Annotated in this window: 24 protein-coding genes; 23 read left to right on the plus strand and 1 reads right to left on the minus strand. The window is 39.7% G+C overall.

The window, feature by feature from the left end; translation table 11 throughout:
• Window position 1: 1 nt before the first annotated feature.
• From nadE to LQZ76_RS03425, 5 genes are all read left to right on the plus strand, one after another.
• On the plus strand, window positions 2–835 hold the full coding sequence (gene nadE, locus LQZ76_RS03405) for an NAD(+) synthase (RefSeq protein WP_230098360.1): 834 nt from the start codon (window positions 2–4) through the stop codon (window positions 833–835).
• A 278-nt stretch (window positions 836–1113) separates the two neighbouring features.
• A complete protein-coding gene (locus tag LQZ76_RS03410; RefSeq protein ID WP_230098361.1) occupies window positions 1114–3765 on the plus strand; it encodes a cation-translocating P-type ATPase in 2652 nt (883 codons plus the stop codon).
• Between the two features lie 109 nt (window positions 3766–3874).
• Entirely contained in the window at window positions 3875–4321 is a 447-nt protein-coding gene (locus LQZ76_RS03415) for a hypothetical protein (RefSeq protein ID WP_230098362.1), read from the plus strand.
• Between the two features lie 261 nt (window positions 4322–4582).
• Entirely contained in the window at window positions 4583–5917 is a 1335-nt protein-coding gene (locus tag LQZ76_RS03420) for a C1 family peptidase (protein ID WP_230098363.1), read from the plus strand.
• A gap of 302 nt (window positions 5918–6219) precedes the next feature.
• Window positions 6220–7113: a phosphate ABC transporter substrate-binding protein gene (locus tag LQZ76_RS03425; protein ID WP_230098364.1), complete on the plus strand. Its 894-nt coding sequence runs from the start codon at window positions 6220–6222 to the stop codon at window positions 7111–7113.
• 65 nt (window positions 7114–7178) lie between these two features.
• Here LQZ76_RS03425 and LQZ76_RS03430 read toward each other — a convergent pair whose 3' ends face one another.
• Window positions 7179–7817 (minus strand): YigZ family protein, encoded by a 639-nt coding sequence (locus LQZ76_RS03430; RefSeq protein WP_230098365.1) that lies wholly within the window; start codon window positions 7815–7817, stop codon window positions 7179–7181.
• 93 nt (window positions 7818–7910) lie between these two features.
• Here LQZ76_RS03430 and LQZ76_RS03435 point away from each other — a divergent pair, with 93 nt between their 5' ends.
• The 18 genes from LQZ76_RS03435 (at window position 7911) to galU (ending at window position 25948) form a co-directional block, all read left to right on the plus strand.
• Window positions 7911–9197 (plus strand): helicase-related protein, encoded by a 1287-nt coding sequence (locus tag LQZ76_RS03435; RefSeq protein WP_230098366.1) that lies wholly within the window; start codon window positions 7911–7913, stop codon window positions 9195–9197.
• Window positions 9198–9435: 238 nt separating this feature from the next.
• On the plus strand, window positions 9436–9864 hold the full coding sequence (locus tag LQZ76_RS03440) for a ComF family protein (protein WP_230098367.1): 429 nt from the start codon (window positions 9436–9438) through the stop codon (window positions 9862–9864).
• A gap of 125 nt (window positions 9865–9989) precedes the next feature.
• Complete coding sequence (gene hpf / locus LQZ76_RS03445) at window positions 9990–10541, plus strand: ribosome hibernation-promoting factor, HPF/YfiA family (RefSeq protein WP_230098368.1); 552 nt, start codon at window positions 9990–9992, stop codon at window positions 10539–10541.
• 239 nt (window positions 10542–10780) lie between these two features.
• Window positions 10781–13144 (plus strand): preprotein translocase subunit SecA, encoded by a 2364-nt coding sequence (gene secA, locus LQZ76_RS03450; RefSeq protein WP_230098369.1) that lies wholly within the window; start codon window positions 10781–10783, stop codon window positions 13142–13144.
• Window positions 13145–13318: 174 nt separating this feature from the next.
• Window positions 13319–14434 (plus strand): peptide chain release factor 2, encoded by a 1116-nt coding sequence (gene prfB, locus LQZ76_RS03455; protein ID WP_230098370.1) that lies wholly within the window; start codon window positions 13319–13321, stop codon window positions 14432–14434.
• Window positions 14435–14539: 105 nt separating this feature from the next.
• Entirely contained in the window at window positions 14540–15247 is a 708-nt protein-coding gene (locus LQZ76_RS03460; protein ID WP_230098371.1) for a response regulator transcription factor, read from the plus strand.
• A 3-nt stretch (window positions 15248–15250) separates the two neighbouring features.
• On the plus strand, window positions 15251–16639 hold the full coding sequence (locus tag LQZ76_RS03465; RefSeq protein ID WP_230098372.1) for a sensor histidine kinase: 1389 nt from the start codon (window positions 15251–15253) through the stop codon (window positions 16637–16639).
• A gap of 391 nt (window positions 16640–17030) precedes the next feature.
• Complete coding sequence (gene pstC / locus LQZ76_RS03470; RefSeq protein ID WP_230098373.1) at window positions 17031–17951, plus strand: phosphate ABC transporter permease subunit PstC; 921 nt, start codon at window positions 17031–17033, stop codon at window positions 17949–17951.
• Complete coding sequence (gene pstA, locus LQZ76_RS03475; RefSeq protein ID WP_230098374.1) at window positions 17951–18838, plus strand: phosphate ABC transporter permease PstA; 888 nt, start codon at window positions 17951–17953, stop codon at window positions 18836–18838. The genes pstC and pstA overlap by 1 nt, the downstream gene beginning before the upstream one ends.
• Before the next feature lie 28 nt (window positions 18839–18866).
• Entirely contained in the window at window positions 18867–19685 is an 819-nt protein-coding gene (pstB, locus tag LQZ76_RS03480; protein WP_230098375.1) for a phosphate ABC transporter ATP-binding protein PstB, read from the plus strand.
• A 14-nt stretch (window positions 19686–19699) separates the two neighbouring features.
• On the plus strand, window positions 19700–20458 hold the full coding sequence (pstB, locus tag LQZ76_RS03485; RefSeq protein ID WP_168722191.1) for a phosphate ABC transporter ATP-binding protein PstB: 759 nt from the start codon (window positions 19700–19702) through the stop codon (window positions 20456–20458).
• A 22-nt stretch (window positions 20459–20480) separates the two neighbouring features.
• Window positions 20481–21158 (plus strand): phosphate signaling complex protein PhoU, encoded by a 678-nt coding sequence (gene phoU, locus LQZ76_RS03490; protein ID WP_230098376.1) that lies wholly within the window; start codon window positions 20481–20483, stop codon window positions 21156–21158.
• A 217-nt stretch (window positions 21159–21375) separates the two neighbouring features.
• A complete protein-coding gene (locus tag LQZ76_RS03495; RefSeq protein WP_230098377.1) occupies window positions 21376–21774 on the plus strand; it encodes a PspC domain-containing protein in 399 nt (132 codons plus the stop codon).
• A gap of 3 nt (window positions 21775–21777) precedes the next feature.
• Window positions 21778–22137 carry a phage holin family protein gene (locus tag LQZ76_RS03500; RefSeq protein ID WP_230098378.1) on the plus strand — a complete coding sequence of 120 codons (360 nt, stop codon included), beginning with the start codon at window positions 21778–21780 and terminating at the stop codon, window positions 22135–22137.
• Between the two features lie 13 nt (window positions 22138–22150).
• Entirely contained in the window at window positions 22151–23083 is a 933-nt protein-coding gene (gene hprK / locus LQZ76_RS03505) for an HPr(Ser) kinase/phosphatase (RefSeq protein WP_230098379.1), read from the plus strand.
• 21 nt (window positions 23084–23104) lie between these two features.
• The gene (gene lgt / locus LQZ76_RS03510) at window positions 23105–23941 is read left to right on the plus strand and encodes a prolipoprotein diacylglyceryl transferase (protein ID WP_230098380.1); all 837 of its coding nucleotides are present in this window, start codon (window positions 23105–23107) and stop codon (window positions 23939–23941) included.
• Between the two features lie 21 nt (window positions 23942–23962).
• Window positions 23963–24979 (plus strand): NAD(P)H-dependent glycerol-3-phosphate dehydrogenase, encoded by a 1017-nt coding sequence (locus tag LQZ76_RS03515; protein ID WP_230098381.1) that lies wholly within the window; start codon window positions 23963–23965, stop codon window positions 24977–24979.
• A gap of 96 nt (window positions 24980–25075) precedes the next feature.
• On the plus strand, window positions 25076–25948 hold the full coding sequence (galU, locus tag LQZ76_RS03520) for a UTP--glucose-1-phosphate uridylyltransferase GalU (RefSeq protein WP_230098382.1): 873 nt from the start codon (window positions 25076–25078) through the stop codon (window positions 25946–25948).
• Window positions 25949–25974: the final 26 nt, after the last annotated feature.

The following is a 25974-nucleotide window of genomic DNA, read 5'->3' on the forward strand; positions in this document are numbered from 1 at the left end:
CATGCGCGCATTACAAGCTGAAATTATCGAAAAATTAGGGGTTCAAGCAACCATTGATCCACAAGTTGAAATTCGTCGGAGTGTCGACTTTTTGAAAGATTACTTGCACGCCAATCCATTTTTAAAAACCCTCGTATTGGGAATTAGTGGTGGTCAAGATTCAACCTTAGCCGGCAAATTAGCCCAAATGGCAATTAGCGAATTACGTGCAGAAACTGGCGATCAAACATACCAATTTATTGCCGTGCGCTTACCTTATGGGGAACAAGCTGATGAAAGTGATGCCATGGATGCAATTGCTTTTCAAAATGCTGATCGCTCAGTGCGCATCAACATTAAAGAAGCGACTGATGCCACCGTTGCTGCATTGGAAGCTAACGACGGCATTCAAATTACCGACTACAATAAAGGTAATATCAAAGCACGCCAACGGATGATTGCCCAGTTTGCGATTGCTGGAGCCACTAGTGGGGCGGTGATTGGTACGGACCACGCCGCTGAAGCAATCACTGGTTTCTACACTAAATTTGGGGATGGGGCAGCTGATATTACGCCACTATACCGCTTAGATAAGCGCCAAGGTAAAGCCATGCTTGCTGAGTTAGCAGCACCGGAACACTTATATTTAAAAGTACCGACAGCTGATTTGGAAGAAGACCGTCCATCATTACCAGATGAAGTAGCCTTAGGCGTGACCTATGATGACATTGATAATTATCTTGAAGGACGTGTGGTAGCTGATGAAACAGCTACGATTATTGAAGGTTGGTATATGAAGACCGAACACAAACGCCAATTACCAATTTCAGTGTTTGATAATTGGTACAAGAAATAATTAAGTAAAGTTTAAAGTGTTAATTTTTAGTTAAGTGCGGTATACTAAATGTATAGAATAAATATATGAGGGAGTAACCTGCATATTACTTATGTGATGTTGTCGTCAGCAAGAAGCAATTCCGGCAATATTCTTAATTGGTGAGACTCATTTATGTTGGCATTTTTGCGCATAAGTGAGTTAGAGCTTTAAATTTAACTCGAAAACTCAAAACGCATAACTGCCAAGGCAGTTATGCGTTTTTTATGTGCAAAAAGGAAAATTAAGGGGAGTTAAACATGGATTTAAAGCGTTATCAACAAGCACCAACTGAGGTGGCCGCCCAATTGGCGACTGATTTGGAAAATGGGCTGCAACCGGCTGAAGTTAAACAACGGCAAAGCCAATATGGTGCCAACTCATTAAGTGAGCAAAAAAATACCAGCTTGGTACAAAAGTTTATTGGTCAGTTTAAAGATTTGATGATTATGGTTTTACTGGTGGCTGCTATTGTGGCGGCATTTGCCGGTGAAGGTGTTGATACGATTATCATCTTATTAGTGGTCGTCTTAAATGCGATTTTTGGCGTGTTTCAAGAAGCTAAAGCTGAACAAGCTATTACGGCTTTAAAAACCATGGCCGCACCACAAGCACACGTTATTCGTGCAGGGACAACCCATGCGGTACCCGCGAGTGAATTAGTACCAGGGGACGTTGTTTTATTAGAGGCTGGTGATATTGTTCCGGCCGATTTACGCTTGACGCAATCAGCATCCCTACGAATCGATGAAGCGATGTTAACGGGTGAATCAATTCCAGTTGAAAAAAATACGGTGGCATTAACCACTGCCGACTTACCATTAGGTGATCGTACTAATTTGGCGTTTATGAATAGTAATGTGACCTATGGCCGTGGCCAAGGAATCGTGACGGGCATTGGGATGGATACCGAAGTCGGGCAAATCGCGACTATGTTGACCCAAGCTAAAGTTAACGAAACACCATTACAAGCAAATTTACGCCATTTAGGTAAAACGTTAACGTGGTTGATTTTGTTCATTGCCATCGTCGTATTTATCGTCGGGATGCTTAATCATCAACATACTTGGATTGATATGCTCTTGGTAGCAATCGCGTTAGCCGTTGCGGCAATTCCAGAAGGGCTCCCAGCAATTGTTACGATTACGTTAGCATTAGGAACCACCCGAATGGCAAAGCAGCATGCATTAATTCGTAAACTCCCAGCGGTGGAAACTTTAGGAGCAACGGAAATCATTGGTTCTGATAAAACTGGGACTTTAACCCAAAATAAAATGACTGTTGAAAAATATTTTGTTACAAACGAATTATTTGATAGTCAAACGCCACTTAATGCTGATGCAGAAGTATTGATGGATATAATGGCGTTAAATAATGATACTAAAATCATTGATGACCAATTGGTTGGTGATCCTACTGAAACGGCATTAATTAGTTTTAACCAACAACATCACCGGCCACTCAAAGCGTTATTTGAAAAGCAAAAGCGCGTGGCTGAAATTCCTTTTGATTCTGAACGTAAGTTAATGACGACCGTAAATAGTGCGGGTGATGCGTACTTAATTACGGTTAAAGGGGCCCCAGATCAATTATTGGAACGGGTTAAGTATCAATTAATTAACGGAGCTGAAGTCCCATTAACACCGGCTAATAAGGCCGATATTTTAGCACAAAATCATTTAATGGCCACCCAAGCCCTCCGGGTGTTAGCATTTGCCTATCGTAAAGCTACCGTGATGCCCACTGAATTAACCTCGCAAGCAGTTGAAAATGACTTAGTATTAGTGGGATTAGTTGGGATGATTGACCCCGAACGGCCAGAAGTTAAAGCTGCGGTTGCAGCCGCTAAAGCCGCGGGAATTAAGCCGTTAATGATTACGGGGGATCACCGTGATACGGCCGCTGCCATTGCTAAACGCTTAGGTATGTTAACTGCAGATCAGACAGATGCCGTGATTACCGGTGCCGAATTATATCAACTTGATGAAGCTACCTTTATGCAAAAAGTTGAGCAATACGTCGTGTATGCCCGAGTCGCGCCAGAACATAAAGTGCGCATCGTTAAGGCTTGGCAAGCCAAAGGTAAAGTTGTCGCAATGACCGGTGACGGGGTTAATGATGCCCCCGCGTTAAAGAATGCTGATATTGGGATTGCGATGGGGATTACCGGAACGGAAGTATCCAAGGGGGCCGCTGACATGGTCTTAGCCGATGATAACTTCGCGACGATTATTTCAGCTGTGAAGGAAGGACGAAAAGTCTTTGCGAATATTCAAAAGGCCATCCAATATTTACTATCAGCTAATTTAGGGGAAGTTTTAACGTTGTTTATCATGACCTTAATGGGCTGGAGTATTCTAGCACCAGTGCATATTTTGTGGATTAACTTAGTTACGGATACTTTACCAGCCATTGCCTTAGGGGTTGAACCGGCCGAAAAGCAAGTGATGCAACGCCAACCGCGCGGGCGCTTAGCTAATTTCTTATCAAATGGGGTCCAAGGGGCCATTTTGTATCAAGGATTATTAGAAGGCTTCTTGACATTAGGTGTTTATTGGCTTGGAATTACCTTCCCAGTCCACGCTAATGATGCGTTAGCCCATGCCGATGCATTAACAATGGCGTATGTGACGTTAGGATTATTACAATTGGTCCATGCCTTTTCAACGAAGTCAGTGTATCAATCGGTCTTTACTATTGGGGCCTTTAAAAATAAATTCTTTAACTGGGCAATCTTAATCGCCGCGGTTCTACTTAGTGCAACGGTCTTTATCCCTGGTTTAAACGGCTTATTCCACGTGACACCACTTAACTTAGTGCAATGGGGAATCATTGCAATGGCAGCCTTCTTAATGATTGCCGTTGTTGAGGTGGTAAAATTGGGCCAACGCCATTTTGGTAATAAAATTTAAAGTCGGGTGTTAGTTAGTGTTTAACCGCCGCGACAGCGTTATTTTAAGGTATAATATACCAAGACCGGTTTAAATTAACGGGGAAAATATTTATATTAGGAGTCAGCAAATGGCTAAACAATCAAACGCATCAATTCAACAGTTCGCAATTACTTTACAATCAGTAGTTGAAGAAACTGAACAAACAGGTCAAAACGTCGCTCCATTTTTTGAAAAATTGGACGATGCTTTGCAAGCAAATGAACTTGCTAACATGGATAAAGCAGCATTCCAAGAAATCGTCGCTGAATTTAACGAAGCAACGGAAGTATACGAAGCAAACGTTACCCGCTTAGCAAGTGTGACAGCTCCAATTAAAATGATGGGGATGTACGTAAACTTGAAGAAGCACTACGCTAACTATGCAGCGGCTTGTCGTCAAATGACTAACTCATTAAACGTTGATGATCAATCAGTTGACTTAGCAGCTTTTAATGCTTCTGGTGATATTCAAGAAGCCGAAATGGATAAAATTTCAGTTTCAATTCAAAAGATGATGGCCCAAAGCCAATTCTAATTTAAAAGAGAGCGTGACAGCAGTCGGGCAATATAGAGAAATACACTAAAAATCCTCTATGCAGAAAATTCTTCATAGAGGATTTTGTCGTATTTCGAATATATCGGACTTCTGGAGCGCGTTTTGGCAGTGAATTTCTACCAGAAAATAGTTTTGTCACAACAGCTTTTTTATTTAAAATTACTCGTACATTAAAATGTGATTAACTTTTTTTAATGAAAAGCGTATGATAGGAGTATAAACTTTTTTGGAGGCTTAGAAATGACTAAAGCAATTTCACAAACACAACTTAAAAGCTATTGTAAAGATGTCCAAGCACGTCCAAGTACGGCCGTAATTCGACGTGCTGTTACTAAAAACGGGATTTATGCGAGTGCCCAAGATGCCCAAACAATTATTGATAATACGCCAATTTTTTCAATTGATTTAGATACCGGTAAGGTGGCTAATCAAAAGCAATCTGGCCGTTGTTGGATGTTTGCCGCGCTTAATACGATGCGCCATGAAGTCAAAGACTTGTTCAAATTACCGGATGGATTTGAACTTTCACAAAACTACACATTCTTCTGGGATAAGTTTGAAAAAGCGAATTATTTCTATGAAAACATTATCAAGACAGCCGATAAAGCGTTATCTTCACGTAAAGTTAGCTTCCTTTTGCAAACGCCACAACAAGATGGCGGCCAATGGGATATGATCGTAGCCTTGATTGAAAAATATGGGGTCGTACCACAAAGTGTATACCCTGAAGCGCAAGCATCATCAGCATCCCGTGAATTGAATATCACACTTAACTTGAAGTTACGTAAAGATGCGGTTACTTTACGTAAGCTAGTTAATGATGGGGCAAAAACTGACGCAATTGAAGCCGCTAAAGATGCGATGCTTCAAGAAATTTACCGCTTCTTAAGCTTAACGTTAGGTGAACCACCAGTAAAATTTGATTTTGAATATCGTGATGATAAGCAAGAATACCATTTAGATCAAGGTTTAACCCCAAAAAGTTTTTACGATAAGTATGTTGGCTGGGACTTGAGTGAATATGTATCAGTTATTAATGCACCCACTGAAGATAAGCCATACAATCATACTTATTCAGTTGAGATGTTAGGTAACGTTGTTGGTGGTCGCGAAGTTAAACACTTAAATGTTGAAATTGCAACGTTTAAAGAATTAGCCATTAAACAACTTAGTGCGGGCCAATCAGTTTGGTTTGGAGTTGACATGGGACCACAAATTGAACGTGACAATGGATTGATGGCAACGGGAATCCATCGTGAAGATGAATTGTTTGATATTGATCTTTCAATGACGAAAGCCGAACGTTTAGATTACGGCGAAAGCTTAATGACACATGCTATGGTCTTGACGGGGGTTGATTTAGTTGATGGCAAACCAACTAAATGGAAGGTTGAAAATTCATGGGGTGACAAAATTGGTAACAAGGGTTACTTTACGATGTCTGATGACTGGATGAGTGAATACTGTTATCAAGTGGTTATTAAAAAAGAATTTTTACCTGCTAACTTGGTGGCAGCATATGATGAAAAGCCAACCGAATTACAACCATGGGATCCAATGGGAGCCTTAGCATAAACTTACATTTAATGTAAAAAAGAACATGAAATTAAAAGCAAATGCCCGATATGACGGTATTTGCTTTTTGCATTGTAAAGATACATTTACAAAGCGTTACAATATCAATACTTTAAAGTGTAGATGATGTTTACATTATTGCGATATATTTATACATGTAATCAAGTGCGACAAGGTTAATACCTACCACGCCTGTACTTATTTGTACGTTACTTATTATTAAGTTAATCCGTCTTACTTGCTTACTGAAGTATGCTATTAATTAATTTTCGCACTAAAAGTGCTGAAGGAGTATGAATATTATGAAGAAAATCGTCACATTGGGTGCCACAGTTGCAGTAGCAGCATTTATGTTAGCTGCATGTGGAAACACTGGTTCAAAGAACTCAGCTAAGTCAGGTTCAAACTCAAGCGAAGTTAGCGGTAAAGTGCTTGCCGTTGGTTCAACTGCGCTTCAACCATTGGCTGAACAAGCTGGTGCACAATTCCAAAATGACAATCCAAAGGCTTCTGTTGAAGTTCAAGGTGGTGGTTCAGGTGCCGGCCTTTCACAAGTTGCCGCTGGATCTGTTCAAATCGGTGATTCTGATATTTTTGCTGAACAAGGTAAGAGCATCGATGCAAGCAAGTTAGTTGACCACAAGGTTGCCGTAGTTGGTATGGCACCAGTTGTTAACAAAGACGCTAAAGTTAAAAACGTTTCACAACAACAATTGATTGATATCTTTACTGGTAAGATTACTAACTGGAAACAAGTTGGTGGTGCAGATGAAAAGATCGTTCTTGTTAACCGTGCTGCTGGTTCAGGTACTCGTGTAACTTTCGAACAATTTGGTTTGAAGGGTGCAAAGCCTAAGGCATCTCAAGAACAAGACGCTAACGGTACTGTTCAAAAAATCGTTGCTACTACACCAGGTGCTATCTCATACTTAGCATTCTCATACCTTACAGGTGCGAACTTACAAGCTCTTTCAATCGATAACGTTAAGCCAACTGATGCCAACGTTGTGACTAACGACTGGAAGATCTGGGGTTACGAACACATGTACACTAACGGTGAAGCTAAGGGTGCTACTGCAGCCTTCTTGAAGTACATGGTTTCACCAGCTATCCAAAACGGTCTTGTTAAGAAGCTTGGTTACTTACCAATTTCTGACATGAAGGTTACTCGTGACGCTTCAGGTTCAGTTAAGTAATTTAAAGTTTTAATTTAAAATATTCAATCAAAAAAGCCATGTCCAATTTGGACATGGCTTTTTAATTATGCCCGAGTATAAGGAATCTCTTGATAGCCTTCTTGCCCAAGGGTTAGCGTGACATTTCCACCAAGTAAATCAGTCACAGCTTTACTAAATGAAGTTGTTTCGGTTAAACGAATGGGTAATGTTAATGTAACAACATCACTATATTCAATTTGAGGCGTCGGATAAGCGTTTTGTTGTAACCAATAATTTAATGAATCTAATTGATTATATTGAATTGTTAAATGAACGGTTTGCATAACGAGGCGTTCGACGAGCCCAACCGCATCAATCCCACTTGCAGCACTGCCAGCATAGGCCCGAATTAACCCGCCAGCCCCAAGTTTGATGCCACCAAAGTAGCGGGTAACAACGACGCAAACATCATGAATTTGATTTCGTTTGAGGACTTCTAAAATAGGTACGCCGGCAGTCCCACTTGGTTCACCATCATCGCTAGCACGTTGAATTTGATCTTGATCACCAAGCATAAACGCATAGCAATTATGATTAGCTTTGTTATGCGTTTTTTTTGTGGTAGCAATAAAGGCCAACGCTTCTTCTTCTGAAGTAATCCGTTTAAGGCTCGCGATAAACCGTGATTTTTTGATAATCGTTTCATCGCTGAAATCGCTGGTAATGGTTAAATATTGAGTCATTTGCCAATTTCCTATCGGTTAATTTATGTAAAAGTACGTATTTATTTTCCTGAGTCTATTTTAGCAAGAGATGAAAGGAGAAGCAAAATGCTGATGAGTAACTTGTATGGGAGATTAGTCGTGGTTCGTAATACCCAAGCACAAGCATTACAGACGAAATATCCACAGTTACAGGTTCAAGCTGCAATTAAAGATAATTATTGTCAAAGATGTTATGCACAGATAATGAAAGCGTGGCAGTTACCAAATGGCCATCGCTATTGTGGCCGTTGCTTACAATTTGGCCGCGTGACAACCCAAGATATATTAGTCAGCGTGCCGGAACCTAATCGGTTTCCACCCTTTGAAAATTGGCAGTGGTCCGGACAGTTAACGGCGGCTCAGATGCAAGTTGTGGCCGAGATTAACCACCATCAACACCATCATTTAGTTTGGGCCGTTACGGGTGCTGGTAAAACAGAAATGCTATTTCCAATTATTGCACAAGCTTTGGCAAATAAGCAGCGGATTTGTATTGCGGCTCCCCGCATTGATGTCATTTTAGAAATTGCGCCGCGCATTGTGGCCGTTTTTCCTAACATCCCGTTAGTGGTGTTATATGGACAAGCGGAGGAACCATATCATTACACGCAATTGGTGATTTGTACAACGCATCAATTATTAAATTTTACGGCCGCCTTTGATTTATTAGTGATAGATGAAATTGATGCTTTTCCGTTTGTTAATAATCCGTTACTTAAACATACACCTAAACGCGCCTTAAAAGCTACGGGGCGGTTAATTGGTTTAACCGCAACGCCAACGGTGCGACATTTATTACAATTTCAAAAACGAAGTTATTTACCAGCCCGTTTTCATGGCCATCCATTGCCACGGATAAACGTGCGCCAAGTTAGTAAATGGCGCCAATTAATTAATACACAGCAATTACCAGCATTGCTTACTAAATATCTGCAACAAAATAAGCACCAATGCTTGATTTTTGTCCCGACAATTCGGGAAACAAAAATACTTGAACATATTATCCAACGGCATTTTAAGACGTTAGCAATTATGAGTGTCTCCGCGCAAGATCTGCAAAGAACTGAAAAAGTTCAGTTGATGCGCCAACGTAAAATTCAATATTTGATCACCACAACAATTTTGGAACGTGGGGTGACGTTACCAGATATTGATGTCATTATTTTAGGAGCGGATCATCCGAATTTCACCAGTCGTAGTTTATTGCAAATTGCGGGGCGGGTTGGTCGTAAAATATCACGGCCAACGGGGTTAGTGCTAGCAATTGTCAGTCAACCGAGTTGGCAAGTATTAGTAGCCCAGCTAACGATTAAATGGCTCAATCATCAAGCAAATAAAGGAGTTAAACATGAATTGTAAACTTTGTAGCTCTTTTATAACGTATGAAGTATCCTTTGTTGATATTTTATGGTTTAAAAGTATTGAAGAGCCATTAATATGCGATAAGTGCCGGGCGAAATTCGTATATTTAAGCCCAAATGGTTGTCCCCAGTGTAATCGCCAACAAGATGAACACGACGTTTGTTTTGATTGCCAACGTTGGAATCGGCAACACGCCCCCCTGATTAACCGAGCATTATTACGTTATAATGATACGATGAAACAATTTATACAAGCGTATAAGTATCAGTACGATTTTACGTTAGCACAAGTTTTTAAAGCTGAATTTACCGCTTTTCTAAAGCAAGCTGGGGATGTCGTATACGTACCAATTCCAATGAAAAGTACGCAACGGCAATTTAATCAAGTCACAGCTTTAATCAATCAAAATAAACTAAAATTAGTTGAGGTTTTGGTAGTAAAGCCAACCGTATTTGATCAAAAACAAGCCCAACGAAACCGTCAACAGCGCCTAACTAGCGAGCAACCTTTTTGTGTAAATCCGCATTTAGTTGCTGCGATTAAAGCTAAAAAGATTGTCTTAATAGATGATATTTATACCACTGGGACGACCCTTCACCATGCGGTAGCCGTGCTAAGGCAATATACAACGGCGGAAATCGTTAGTTATACTTTATGTCGGTAAAGTGAATTCGTTTACATTTAATGTAAAGATGGTTTATAATTACATTAAGGTAAGCGAATGCTTAGTATTTGCTAACACCAAAACCTTGAGAGTTTTAGCTTTCAAGTCGAAGGGAGATTTTTATTATGTTAAAAATTGATGTACGTGGTGTAAACATTGAGGTTACTGATGCGATCCGTGAATATGTTGAAAAACGTTTGGAAAAATTAAACCGTTTCCTTGACGATGCAACTGATTCATTAGCACATGTAAAAGTGGGCGTTTACCCAGAAAAGGCCGCAAAGGTTGAAGTGACAATTCCACTTCCATACTTAACTTTACGTGCTGAAGATACTCAAGCTGATTTATACGCAGCGATTGATTTAGTTGTTGATAAATTAGAACGTCAAATCCGTAAGCACAAGACAAAGGTTAACCGTAAGTCACGTGAAAAGGGTTATAAAGGGCTTGACTTTACTGGTGAAACCGCCGATCTTGATGTGGATACCGAAGATAATTTAGAAATTGTGCGTAATAAGCATATTTCATTGAAGCCAATGGATTCAGAAGAAGCCGTGCTTCAAATGGAATTACTTGGTCATGAATTCTTTATCTTTGAAGATGAAGATCAACGCGTTAATGTAGTGTACCGCCGCGCTGATGGTCGTTATGGCTTGATTGAAGCTGACCGTGATTAGTTAAATATTAATGTTTATTTTGAGCAGTCAACTTATAATTTAAGTTGGCTGCTTTTTTGTAGTAATTAATTATCAATATAATATAGTAAGAAAATCGGATAAAAGTCAGAAAAATAAGTTTTTTTACCGGGAGTTTCTTTAATCATTGCATATTTTCTGATAATATATAGGTTGGAGTAATTTAACTTAGTATCAATATTTAAACTGAAAATCGAATTGAAAAGAAGGATTTAGAATTTATGGCTAACTTTTTACGCACATGGATTGAAAGCGATACTCGTGATTTAAAACGTCTCAGCAAAATCGCTGACAATGTTGAAAGTCATGCTGATGCCATGGCGGCATTAAGCGATGAAGAATTAAAAGCTAAAACAACTGAATATCAAGAACGATACCAAAAAGGTGAATCATTAGATAAATTATTACCTGAAGCATTTGCGACGATTCGTGAAGCTGATAAGCGGGTCCTTGGTTTATTCCCATTCCGCGTGCAAATTATGGGATCAACTGTTTTACATGAAGGTAACATTGCCGAAATGCGGACCGGTGAAGGTAAGACTTTGACGGCCACAATGGCAGTTTATTTGAACGCGATTTCTGGTGACGGGGTCCACGTTGTGACAGTTAATGAATACTTGTCTGCACGTGACGCGGCTGAAATGGGTGAAGTTTATAATTGGTTGGGCTTATCAGTTGGTGTTAATGCTTCTGATATGAGTCCTGAAGAAAAGCGGGCTGCATACCAAGCCGATATTACGTACTCAACTAACTCTGAGTTAGGTTTTGATTACTTACGTGATAACATGGTGACGGATCCAGCAGAACGGTCACAACGACCATTGAACTTCGCGATTGTCGATGAAGTTGACTCAATTTTAATTGATGAAGCGCGGACACCATTGATTATCTCTGGCCCATCATCAGGCACAACGGCGTTATACCAACGGGCTGACCGGTTTGTTAAGACTTTAACGGTTAAAGATGATTACAAAGTTGATTTGGAATCTAAGACGATTACGTTAACTGATGCTGGAATTAAGAAGGCTGAAGAATTCTTTAATCTTGATAACTTGTATGATGCTGAAAATACAGCATTGACGCACCACTTGGATCAAAGTCTACGGGCCAACTTTATTATGTTAAAAGATAAAGACTATGTCGTTTCAGACGATGAAGTTATGATTGTTGATAGCTTTACCGGTCGGATTATGGATGGTCGTCGTTTCTCAGACGGTCTTCACCAAGCCATTGAAGCTAAGGAACATGTTGAAATTCAAGATGAAAATAAGACGATGGCCAACATCACTTATCAAAACTTCTTCCGGATGTACAAAAAGCTATCTGGGATGACGGGGACGGCGCAAACCGAACGTGAAGAATTCCGGGAAATTTACAACATGGAAGTTATTTCAATTCCAACTAACCGACCAGTATCACGGATTGATGAACCCGACTTGCTTTATCCATCATTGAAAAACAAGTTTGATGCCGTAGTTGACTTAGTTAAAGAACTACACAGTAAAGGTCAACCAATCTTAATTGGGACGGTTGCGGTTGAAACGTCTGAATACTTAGCTCACTTACTTGATAATGAAAACATTCCGCACAATGTGTTGAATGCCAAAAACCACGCTAAAGAAGCCGAAATTATTGCTAATGCTGGGCAACAAGGTGCCGTAACGATTGCCACCAATATGGCTGGTCGGGGAACTGATATTAAGCTTGGACCGGGAGTTTCCGAACTTGGTGGTTTAGCAGTTATCGGAACTGAACGGCACGAATCACGGCGGATTGACAACCAATTACGGGGACGTTCAGGTCGTCAAGGGGATAAGGGATATTCACAATTCTTCTTATCACTTGAAGATGATTTGATGCAACGGTTTGGTGGTGAAAAAATTCGGGCCATCATGGAACGGATGAACCTTGAAGATGATGACGCCGTTATTAAAAACCGTTTGATTACGCGGTCGGTTGAATCAGCTCAAAAACGGGTTGAAGGTAACAACTATGACTCACGTAAAAATGTCTTACAATATGATGATGTTATGCGTGAACAACGTGAAGTTATTTACCGTGAACGCAACCAAATCATTGATGCAACTGATGATTTGAAAAATGTTTTATTACCAATGGTAAAACGGACTATTACGCGCGTAGTTGATGCCCACACCTTTGGTAAAGAAGCTGAATGGAACTTGGATGCGATTGTTGATTTTGCCACTTCCGTGATTGTTCCTGAAGGCTCAATTAACCTTAATGATTTAGGCGGTAAGAGTAAGGAACAATTGATTGATTTCTTATATCAAAAAGCGCTTGGTATTTACGATGAAAAGGCGAAATTACTTTACGAACCAGCCCAAATGTTGGAATTCGAACGAGTTGTTATCTTGCGCGTTGTAGATAGTCACTGGACTGATCACATTGATGCAATGGATCAATTACGTCAAGGAATTGGTCTTCGTGGTTATGGTCAATTGAACCCATTAGTTGAATACCAATCAGAAGGGTTCCGGATGTTTGAAGAAATGATTGCTGATATTGAATATGACGTAACGCGCTTATTCATGAAAGCTGAAATTCGGCAAAACTTAACAATGTAAATTGTTACCCGAACGCGTTTAAAAAGGTCGAGACTAGCATAAAAAACCAAAAATCTGACCGAATTTGTAATTCAGTCAGATTTTTCTAGTTTTATACCATAGTTAATCATTTTTTTTGCGCGAATCTGTTTAAATATTAAGTAAATACGATGCTAACAAGGAGGAAACTTGCGCATGGAATTAAGCGAAGCAAAGAAAAAACTTGAAGTTATGCAACTTGAAGTCGCTAAATTTGGGGCATCCCTTGATTTGGATGCTTTAGATGGCCAAATTGCTGAAAATGAATATGAAATGAGCCAAAGTGAATTTTGGAATGATAATCAAGCGGCGCAAAAAGTTATTGATGAAACTAATCAATTAAAGAAACGCCGCGATGAATACACGGATTTAGTTGATGGGGTGGATAATATTGCCACGACAATCGAATTACTAGCCGAAATGCCTGATGAGGACTTACAAGCTGAATTAGAGACGGAAATTACCACCCTCGAAGGACGCTTAGAGAGTTATCGCTTGGCGCAACTATTGAATGAACCTTATGATGCTAATGATGCCATTTTAGAAATTCACCCGGGTTCTGGGGGTACCGAGTCTGCCGATTGGGGCCAGAATTTATTCCGGATGTACACGCGCTGGGCCGAACAACATGATTTCAAAGTTGAAATCATGGATTATCAACCGGATGACGTTGCGGGAGTATCATCGGTAACGCTAGCAATTAAAGGGTACAATGCCTATGGATACTTGCGTTCGGAAAAAGGTGTGCACCGGTTTGTCCGTATTTCACCATTTGATTCAGCCGGTCGTCGGCACACTTCATTTGTGTCAATTGATGTAATGCCAGAAATTGATGATAGTGTCGAAGTAGATATTAGTTGGGACGATATTAAAATGGATGTTTTCCGGGCTTCCGGGGCTGGGGGACAACACATTAACAAAACTAGTTCAGCGGTGCGGTTGACGCACATTCCAACTGGGATTGTGGTGGCTTCCCAAGCACAACGTTCACAATTTCAAAATAAAGATACAGCCTTAGCGATGTTAAAATCAAAGTTGTATCAATTAGAAATGGAAAAGAAAGAACAAGAACGTGCGGCCATCGCGGGCGAACAAATGGAAAATGGTTGGGGTTCACAAATTCGTTCATATGTCTTCCACCCATACAGTATGGTTAAAGATCACCGGACAAATTTTGAAACCAGTAATCCGCAAGCCGTGATGGATGGTAATATTGATCCGTTTATTATGGCGTACTTACAATGGAAATTAAGTTTACAAAATCCAGAATAAACTTATGTTTACAAAACATTTACAAAAGCTATACAGCAACAGATGTATAGCTTTTTTATTAGTTTGGTATACTTATAGTAAATATGTATCTGTGAGGATTTAAGAATGCGAAAAGTTTTGGTGGTCGATGATGAACCGGCAATTGCAACACTGCTTGAATATAATTTAAAACAAGCAAATTACGAAGTACAAGTTGTGAATGATGGTTTGCAAGCATTTGAAGCCGGACGCACAAACCAATATGATGTAATTTTATTGGATTTGATGCTACCTGGGATTGATGGGATTGATGTCACTAAAAAATTACGTCAAGAAAAAGTAAAAACTCCAATTATCATTATCACAGCTAAAGGTGATGAATTTGATAAAGTGCTCGGCTTAGAAATTGGTGCCGATGATTATATTACGAAGCCTTTTAGTCCCCGCGAAGTGTTGGCACGGATTAAAGCCGTTATGCGGCGGTATGAAGATTTAGCTAATGCCAGTGATCAGGGTGAAAGTGGTGCAATTTTACGTTTTTCAGGTGTTCAAATTGATAAAAATCGTAAAGCAGTCACAATTGAGGGTAATGATATCAATTTGACCCCAAAAGAATTTGAATTACTATTGTTCTTAGTTGAACGTAAAAATCGCGTTCTTAGCCGTGAAGAAATTCTTAGTGGGGTTTGGGGCTATGATTATGCTGGTGAAACGCGAATGGTCGACATTCATATTTCACACTTACGTGAAAAGTTGGAAGTAGATGTGAAAAATCCACAAATTCTAAAAACGGTCCGCGGTTTTGGTTACCAATTTGTAGTTAAGAAGGATTAGCCCATGCAAAAACAAATGTGGCGACGAATTATTTTAATAAGTGCCGTTTTACTAAGTATTAACATTAGTATTATGTTGATTTTAGTGCGCATTTTAGACACGATGCTGAAGTTAAATTTTATTTGGGTCGCTATTATTGCCAGCATGGTTGTCACGGTTGTCCAAATTTGTATGTACACAATGATTGTTATCCAAAGGCAAACGTATTTAAATGCGATGACTGAGAAACTGGAAGCAATTGCTGCCGAAAAAAATCCAAGCCATATTTTATTGGATAAAGGTGATCCTTATTATGATGTCATTAATGCCATTAATAAGGTCCAATCATTTGAAAGTAATAAAGTTTATTGGTTACGTCGGCGAGAAGGTGAATTATCAACATTAATTCAACATTTACCAGTCGGGGTTTTGGTTGTTAATCACCACCGTAAAATTAAAATAATGAATGCCGCCGCTAACCATTTGTTGGGTGTTAAATTAGTGATTGGGGAGCTGTTATATAGTATTATTACTAATCACTATGCCTTGACGGCGATGTTGGAATGTGCGATGGAAACCCATCAAGATCAACGTAAAGCAATTCAAATTGAAACGGATGAAGGTATTAAGCATTTAGAAGTCACGATGGTTTACCACGAAACTTCTAAAACCCACTTTCAAATTGTCATTATTATTTATGACTTAACCGAAGTTGTTCAACTTGAACAAATGCAAGTCGATTTTGTTTCCAATGCCTCACACGAATTAAAAACCCCGATTACCGCAATTAATGGGTTTGCGGAAACGCTATTAGCTGGGGCTAAAGATGATCCGGCGACGTTAGAACAATTTTTGACGATTATCAATAATGAAAGTAAACGCTTGATTGATTTAGTCGAAGATGTTTTATCGATTTCACGTTTTACGACGACAGATGTTGGTGATGAACAAAGTGATGAGCCAATTATGATTAAAGGCTGGCTTGATGATGAGATTACGAGTATGTCACGCATTGCGGCCACAAAGAATATTGAACTTATTAATGCTACAGCTGTGACATTTAACGTTGCAACTAAACCTAATTATTTAACGCAAATTGTTAAAAATGTGATTAGTAATGCTATCAAATATAATAAAGAAGGTGGGGCCGTGGTAATCACAGCCCAACCAATTAATGAAGGTTGGCAATTAGAAATTAAGGACAATGGGATTGGGATTCCAAGTAAGCAATTGCCCCGTGTATTTGAACGTTTTTATCGTGGGGATGCTTCGCGGACGCAGCAAATTGCGAGTGGTACTGGTTTGGGCTTAGCAATTGTTAAAGAATTGGTGACAAAGTTAAACGGTGAAATTAGTTTGAAAAGTCAAGTTGGCGTTGGCACAACGGTAACAATTATTTTTAATAACGTATAAACATTAAACACAGCTTAAAGCTTAATAACTTAAACGTCTAATCAATGCGATGATTAGACGTTTTTTAGCTTGCTTAAAGAACATTTACAAAACATTTACATTACCACTACAGCGGATTTACGTTATTTACGTATACTAGCCTAGTAAGTAAATTTAGATATACGAAAATTATGCAGGGGAGGATACAAAAGATAAACGTGGCGAATATTTCGACACGGACTTTTTTGTTGATTGAATTTAAAAATAGAATAATATTGTGTATTTAGCAGAAGTTAGAATTTAGCAAACATAAATTACATTATCTGCTGCTGTAGTAGATAGCTTTTGATACATAGTTGTGCTGCATAAGAGCAATGTGTACTTAAGTGGGTTAATTAGAAGGAGAGTGCTCATGGATCAAATCCGTGAAAGTTTATTAAAGACATCAATCGCAACCAAGCGTGAACGTTTCGGGCGATCAATTACAATGGCAGCATTGATTTTGATTGCAGTCATCGTCGTTTCAATTTTTTACTTTATTGCATCTAAAGGGTTATCAACATTCTTTGTTGATAAAATCAATGTCTGGGAATTCTTAAGTGGTAAAACTTGGAATCCTGGTACTACTGATGCCCATGGTAAACAAGAAGTTGGGGCCTTGCCAATGATTGTCGGATCATTTTTAATTACGGTCCTTTCAGCCATTATTGCGACACCATTTGCAATTGGTACGGCGGTATTCATGACAGAAATTTCACCAAAGCACGGTGCCCGAATTTTACAACCAGTTATTGAATTATTGGTTGGGATTCCATCAGTTGTCTATGGTTTCATTGGTTTGACTGTCATCGTCCCACTTCAACGACACATTTTTGGTGGTTCAGGTTTTGGGGTTTTAGCCGGAACAGTGGTCTTATTCGTAATGATTTTACCAACTGTAACATCAATGACGGTTGATACTTTACGTTCAGTCCCACAATATTACCGTGAATCAGCACTTGCGATTGGGGCAACTCGTTGGCAAGCAATTTACAAAGTTATTTTACGTGCGGCCACACCAGGGATTTTAACGGCAATCGTGTTCGGAATGGCCCGCGCCTTTGGGGAAGCCCTTGCGGTCCAAATGGTGGTTGGGAATGCCCCAATTTTGCCAACAAACTTAACTAGTCCAGCCGCAACTTTGACATCAATTTTAACGCAAGGAATTGGTAACACTGTGATGGGATCAATGCAAAACGATGTGCTTTGGACATTGGCCTTGATTTTATTATTTATGTCATTAGTATTTAACATTATTATTCGTGTGATTGGTAAGAAGGGAGAATTGAAATAATGAATGCAAAAATTTCAAATAAGATTGCTACGGCAGTCCTATATCTAATTGCGGGATTAGTCGTTCTTCTTTTAGCTGGATTACTTGGATTTATCTTAGTTAGTGGTGTACCACACTTAAGTTGGCACTTTTTAACAAGTCCTTCATTGGCCTTCCAAGCTGGTGGGGGGATTGAGTTCCAATTGTTTAACTCAATCTATCTTTTATTTATCACAATGTTGATTTCCTTTCCAATTGCCTTGGGTGCGGGAATCTACTTAAACGAATACGCGAAGCAAAACATGTTTACAACGATTATTCGAACAGCCATTGAAATTTTAAGTTCATTGCCATCAGTTGTGGTTGGATTGTTTGGTTTCTTGTTGATTGTTGTTAAATTACAATTAGGGTTCTCAATCCTTTCAGGGGCGATTGCGTTGACAATTTTCAACTTACCATTGTTAACACGTTCGGTTGAAGGTTCATTGAAGTCAATTCCTGATTTACAACGTGAAGCTGGTTCAGCCTTAGGATTATCAAAATGGGAAACTGTAATTCACGTGATTTTCCCAGCCGCCCTTCCAAGTATTGTTACAGGGATTGTGCTTTCAGCTGGTCGGGTATTCGGGGAAGCCGCCGCTTTGATCTACACGGCCGGTCAATCAGCTCCAGCCCTTGACTTCACTGACTGGAACCCATTTGATGCTACGAGCCCATTAAACTTGATGCGTCCAGCTGAAACTTTAGCGGTGCACATTTGGAAAATTAACTCTGAAGGTATTCAACCTGATGCTGCACAAGTATCTGCCGGTGCTTCAGCTGTCTTAATCATTGCAGTTTTAATTTTCAACATATCTGCACGTTGGATTGGTAAAGCGCTCTACAAACGTTTGACATCAGCTCGTTAAACCACGGGTATCTGAAAGGAATTAAAGTATGTTAGAAAATGAAGCATTAAATACTGATAACGCACCATTACGGAACATTTATCGTTTTGGTGAGGATGCAGAAATTGCATTATCAACCCACGGCTTACGGGTATTCTATGGTGATAACGAAGCATTGTCAGAAGGTGATTTAGAATTTGAACGGTACAAGATTACATCTTTAATCGGAGCATCAGGTTCTGGTAAATCAACATTCCTACGGTCACTTAACCGGATGAATGATAATATTGCGACCGTTAAAGGACAAATTATGTACCGCGGCATTGACATTAATTCTAAAGAAGTTGATGTTTACGAAATGCGTCGGCACATTGGCATGGTTTTCCAACGACCAAACCCATTTGCTAAATCAATTCGTGATAATATCACGTTTGCTTTGAAGCAACGTGGAATGCGCGATAAAGCCAAGCTTGAAGAGATTGTTGAAACATCACTTAAGCAAGCGGCCCTTTGGGATCAAGTTAAAGATGACTTAGGTAAAAGTGCGTTGGCATTATCTGGGGGTCAACAACAACGGTTAGTAATTGCGCGGGCAATTGCGATGAAACCCGATATTTTATTACTTGATGAACCAGCGAGTGCGTTGGACCCAATTTCAACTTCACAAATTGAAGATACTTTGCTTGAACTTAAAGAAAAGTACACGATTGTTATCGTTACGCACAACATGCAACAAGCCGCACGGATCTCTGATTACACAGCATTCTTCCACTTAGGAAAAGCGATTGAGTATGATGAAACCCGTAAGATCTTTACACGGCCAAAGGTTAAGTTAACGAACGATTATATCTCAGGTAATTTCGGGTAGTATAGGAGGCCACAATGGCAGATTCAATTTTAACAACAGAAAATGTGCGCCTTTACTATGGCGATAAAGAAGCCTTACACGGTTTTGATTTAGATTTTCCTGAAAAAGGAATTACTGCTTTAATTGGACCTTCAGGTTCAGGTAAGTCAACGTATATTCGGGCAATTAACCGGATGCACGATTTGACTGAAGGGGTAACGGTTACTGGAAACTTCATGTTTAAAGGTAACAACATTTATGCACCAACAACTGATACGGTTGAATTACGGAAACAAATTGGGATGGTTTTCCAACAACCCAATCCCTTCCCATTCTCAATTTATGACAACGTGGCCTTTGGGTTACGGATTGCGGGTAAGACTAAAAAAGTTGAACTTGATGAAATTGTTGAAAAATCTTTAAAGCAAGCGGCCATTTGGGATGAAGTTAAAGATGTGCTCCATAAGAGTGCATTATCACTTTCTGGGGGCCAACAACAACGGGTTTCAATTGCCCGAACATTAGCCGTATCACCTGATATTTTGTTGTTGGATGAACCAACTAGTGCGTTGGACCCGGTTTCTTCACACAAAATTGAAGAAACTTTGATGAACATTCGTAACGATTACACGATTATTATCGTTACACACAATATGTCTCAAGCATCTCGTATTTCTGATCGTACCGCATTTTTCATGGATGGGAACTTGATCGAAGTTAGCCCAACTACGCAATTATTTACTGATCCAAAAGAAAAACAAACACAAGATTATATCACTGGTCGTTTTGGCTAGGTAACGGGAATAGGAGATTATTATGCGACGCTTATTTGATGAAGAACTATCAGATTTGGATGCTTCTTTTACTGAAATGGGGATGCTTGTCAGTGAAACCATTGGTAAAGCCGTTGTGGCGTTTGTGAACCATGACCGTGACACAGCATTGGAAATTATCAAATCTGATGAACAAATTAACCAACGCGAAGTAGCGATTGAAAAGAAGACTTTCGAAATGATTGCTTTGTATCAACCAGTGACAATTGATTTACGTGAAATTGTGACAGTTTTAAAAGCGGTCTCTGAACTTGAACGAATGGGCGACCATGCGCGTGATGTGGCCGAAGCAACTATTCGGGTTAAAGGAACTAAGCGTTCAGCAGAAATCGAAGAAACAATTGCTAAGATGGGTGAACAAACTCGTCAAATGGTAAAAGATATCCTTGGGGTCTATGTTAACGATGATGCCCAAGCTGCTAGTATTATTGCCGCTAACAATGTTAGTGTTGGCGAATTATCACACCAAGTCCGGTTGGATGTGATTGCAAACATTGAAAAAGATAGCGAATTAGCAACGTCAGGAACGGACTACTTAATCGTAGCGGGTCACTTGAAGCGGATTGCTGATTATGTAACGAACATTGCGGAATGGATTGTTTACAAGCGTACAGGTAAAATCGTTGATTTAAACCCTGGCAACAGCAGTTCATTTGTTTAGTAAATACTGATCTTAAGAATCCCGGCAAGATTAATTTCTTGCTGGGATTTTTTTCAGTGGGGATGCAAATGAATTCCTTAGTACGACAGTAACGGGGGATCAATTGCCTAAAGCTTTGGTTAGCATTTGGCATTTTTAGTGTTAAAAACCTAGTAGATAAGATAAAATTAAAGGGTAAAGCTATAAAATATTAAGTTTACGAGGTATAGAAAAGTTAATGAAACAAACAAAGAAATTACGACGTTCTAATAATCGCGTTGTGTTTGGAGTTTTGGGCGGCTTTGCCGAATATTTTGAAATTGATGCCAAAATCGTGCGGTTATTATTTATGGTCATCGCGCTATTAGTCATCATTGGAAGTCATTTCCATATTGGGTTTGGATCATGGTTGTTAATCTACTTATTAGCAACTATCCTGATGCCCGCTCCGGTCGGAAGTTGGTTAAATATTTTTAGTCAACTTCGAGATGCTAGTCGTGAACAACAAGCTAATGGGCAAGCTAAAAGTGGCCCAAGTCCACGGCGCACAACCCGACAAAAAACAAATCCACAAAAACCAACCATTATTGTTGATGGTGAGGTTCTTGATGAAAGTAATCCAAAGAAAGATAAGTAATATATGACATTTTTACAACGAGTAATTATCAATGTAATTAGTTTCACCGCACTGGCAGGTTTACTGCAAAGTACGCAAATTTTTTATGTTGGCAGCATTTGGGCAGCTTTAGGGGCGGCAATTGTATTGGCGTTGCTAAATGCATTTGTTAAACCGTTTTTGGTAATTATTTCTTTGCCAATTACGATTATGACCTTGGGCCTCTTTAGTATTATCATTAACGCATTATTACTGGAATTAACAGCCTATCTAGTTGGTACCCATAATTTTCACTTTGCATCGTTTGGGGCGACCATTTTGATGGCAATTATTATGTCAGTGATTAATGCAATTGTTTCAAATTATTTTAATCGCGAAAATTAGGAGAATACAGTAAATGGCAGACGTTGTTAAGGTACGAGATTTAGTTGAAAATACTCGTTTAGAAGTTGTGGCCGGTTCAGAATTTTTAGATCGGATTATTACGACTGGGGATATTTCACGGCCAGGTTTGGAAATGACAGGTTATTTTAGTTACTACGCACCTAACCGTGTGCAGTTACTAGGAATTACCGAAATTTCATTTTCAAAGCGCATGAGCCATGATGAACTATTAATGGTTGCCCGTAAAATGGCTTCCAAAGAAACGCCAGCGTTTGTTGTTTCAACCGGCCTTAAGGTACCCGATGAGTTTATTCAAGCTGCTGCTGAAGCGCAAATTCCAATTTTAGGTACTAAATTAACATCATCCCGGATTTTAGCTAACATGACTTACTTTTTAGGGGGCAAGTTAGCAGAACGACAATCAGTGCATGGGGTCTTGGTTGACATTTATGGTTTGGGAGTCTTGATTACGGGTGATTCTGGGGTTGGTAAATCTGAAACCGCACTGGAATTAGTGCGCCGTGGTCACCGCTTAGTGGCTGATGATCGCGTTGATGTTTATCAACAAGATGAAGAACGCTTAGTTGGTGAAGCACCCGCCATTTTGAATCACTTGATGGAAATTCGGGGAGTGGGGATTATTGATGTGATGAATCTCTACGGGGCTGGAGCAGTCCGTTCACATGCAACTATTGCGATGAATTTACACCTACAAACGTGGACGCCAGATGCTAAATTTGATCGCCTCGGTAATGCTGGTGATGTTTTAAGCATTTTTGGAGTGGATATCCCACGCTTTGCGGTACCAGTCCGCACGGGTCGTAACTTAGCCATCATTATTGAAGCCGCGGCAATGAACTTCCGTGCTAAATCAATGGGGTATGATGCGATGAAGAAGTTTGATGATAATTTAAATAAATTAATTGCTGAAAACAGCGAAAAATAAGTGAGAGTTGGGGATTGATAATTGATTGATTTAATAACAGCTTTAAATCCAATTGCGTTTAAAATTGGTGGCTGGCCGGTACACTGGTATGGGGTAATTATTGCCAGTGCGGTTGTGTTGGCCGTGACGCTATCTGTACGGGAAGCCAAACGGCGGCATTTAATCTCAGATGACATTTATGATGTGATTCTAATTGGGATGCCCGTAGCATTAGTAACCGCCCGGATTTACTATGTGATTTTTGAATGGCCATATTATAGTCAACATCCAGCGCTAATTCCAGCAATTTGGGATGGTGGAATTGCGATTTACGGTGGTTTGATTGGTGGCTTGCTCGTCGTCTTATTCGTGACGCGGCATAAGCTAATTAATACGTGGTTGTACCTCGATATTATTGCACCAACGGTTATTTTGGCCCAAGGGATCGGTCGTTGGGGTAACTTTATGAATCAAGAAGCCTATGGCCGCATTGTTTCACATTCATTTTTGACAAATTTACACATTCCAACCTTTATTGTTAACCAAATGTTTATTGGTGGGCACTATCGGATGCCAACTTACTTATGGGAATCATTGTGGGATGTGACTGGGTTTATCGTTATTATGCTTTTACGCCACCGGCCACATCTTTTCAAGCAAGGTGAAGTGGTTTTAACCTATATTATTTGGTACTCATTCGGTCGGTTCTGGATTGAAGGAATGCGGACAGATAGTTTATACTGGGGACCATTCCGAGTATCACAAGTATTATCATTAATTTTATTCTTTGGGGCCATTGTTTTGTGGTATGTTCGTCGCAAACGCAAACCCGAAAATCGTTGGTATTTAGATGGTCATAGTTTGACCCAAAATATGTAGTAGTAATTGAGGAGATTGCACATGACAGAGAAAATTGCCGTTCTTGGAGCAGGTTCGTGGGGAACTGCGCTCGCAAATGTTTTAACCGAAAATGGTCATGACGTGCGTTTATGGTCCCATAATCCCGCCCAAGTAACTGAAATTAACGAAAAGCATACGAATACACGGTATTTAAAAGATGCTCAACTTAATGCTAATTTAGTTGCTTATGCTGATATGGCGGCGGCTGTTACGGGGGTTGAAATTGTTTTAAGTGTAGTGCCAACTAAAGCGGTCCGCGAAGTTGCTAGTAAATTAGCGCAAATTTTAGTTGCTAATGATCAAAAAGTAATCGTTGCGCATGCCACAAAAGGGATTGAACAAAAGACGTACAAGCGGGTTTCTGAAATGTTAAGTGAGGAAATTCCCGCCGCTAATACGATTGCGATTGCCGTTTTATCAGGACCATCACATGCAGAAGACGTGATTAAACATGACTTAACACTGGTAACGGTTGCGAGTGCTAGTATGCCAATTGCTGAACGGATTCAAAAAGCATTTTCAAATCATAATTTCCGCGTTTACACGAATGATGATGTTATCGGGACGGAAATGGGAAGTGCGCTTAAAAATATTATTGCCATCGGAGCTGGCGCATTAGTCAGTCTTGGTTATGGTGATAATGCAAAAGCCGCCTTATTAACACGGGGCTTAGCCGAAATTTCCCGATTAGGATTAGCATTTGGTGCCAATCCATTAACGTTTATCGGTTTATCTGGGGTAGGTGACTTGATTGTTACTGGAACTTCCAAAAATTCCCGTAACTGGCGCGCTGGTTACCAACTAGGCCTAGGTAAATCATTGGCGGAAGTTGAAGCGGAGATGGGGATGGTCATTGAAGGGGTTTCAACTACCAAAGCGGCAAAAGAACTCGCAGCCCAACGCCATGTTGAAATGCCAATTACAGATGCGATTTACCAAGTTCTTTATGAAGGTAAGGATATTAAAAAGGCCATTAAAGAATTGATGCAACGGGAGGCGACTTCAGAAATTGATTAAAAAACGTGTATGTAAGCGCTAAACCGTGCTAGAATGTAAGCATAATTAAATTATTAAGAAATAAAAAATATACAGACTAATTTGGGAGTATGTGAAATGAAATCAGTTAAAAAAGCAGTGATTCCTGCAGCTGGATTAGGAACTCGTTTTTTACCAGCAACGAAGGCATTGGCTAAAGAAATGTTGCCAATTGTTGATAAGCCAACTATTCAATTTATCGTTGAAGAAGCCCGCGCGGCTGGTATTGAAGATATTTTGATTGTTGATGGTAAGTCAAAACGTTCAATCGAAGATCACTTTGATTCAAATCCAGAACTTGAAGCCGCCCTTGAAGCTGATGGTAAACTTGAAAAGTTACAAATGGTTCAAGAAACGACTGATATTAACTTGTACTTCATTCGGCAATCAAAACCACGTGGTCTTGGTGATGCCGTGTTACAAGCCAAAGCTTTTGTGGGTGATGAACCATTCGTAGTATTACTTGGTGATGATATGACGCGTGATGAAGTCCCATTGACTAAGCAATTGATTAACCAATACGAAAAAACTGGTGAATCAACTTTAGCCGTTGTTAAAGTCCCTCACGAAGAAACGAAAAAGTATGGGGTGATTGATCCTATCGAAAAAGTAGGCGATAATTTATACCAAGTACGGCAATTCGTTGAAAAGCCAAATCCTGATGAGGCACCATCAGATTTAGCAATTATCGGTCGTTACTTACTAACACCAGAAATTTTTGAAGAACTTGAAAATACTAAGCCAGGTAAAGGTGGCGAAATTCAACTTACCGATGCCATCGATAGCTTGAACAAACGTCAACATGTCTATGCCCATGAATTTACTGGTCGTCGTTACGATATCGGTTCTAAGATTGGGTTCTTGGAAACTTCAATTGAATTTGGGCTTGAACACCCCGAAACGAAAGATGAATTACGTGAATACATCAAAAAACTTGCGCAAGAAATGTAAGCAATTGGTGTAAAACAAAGGACTAG

The organism is Periweissella ghanensis (genome assembly GCF_918814755.1).
GTDB classification, from domain to species: Bacteria; Bacillota; Bacilli; order Lactobacillales; family Lactobacillaceae; genus Periweissella; species Periweissella ghanensis.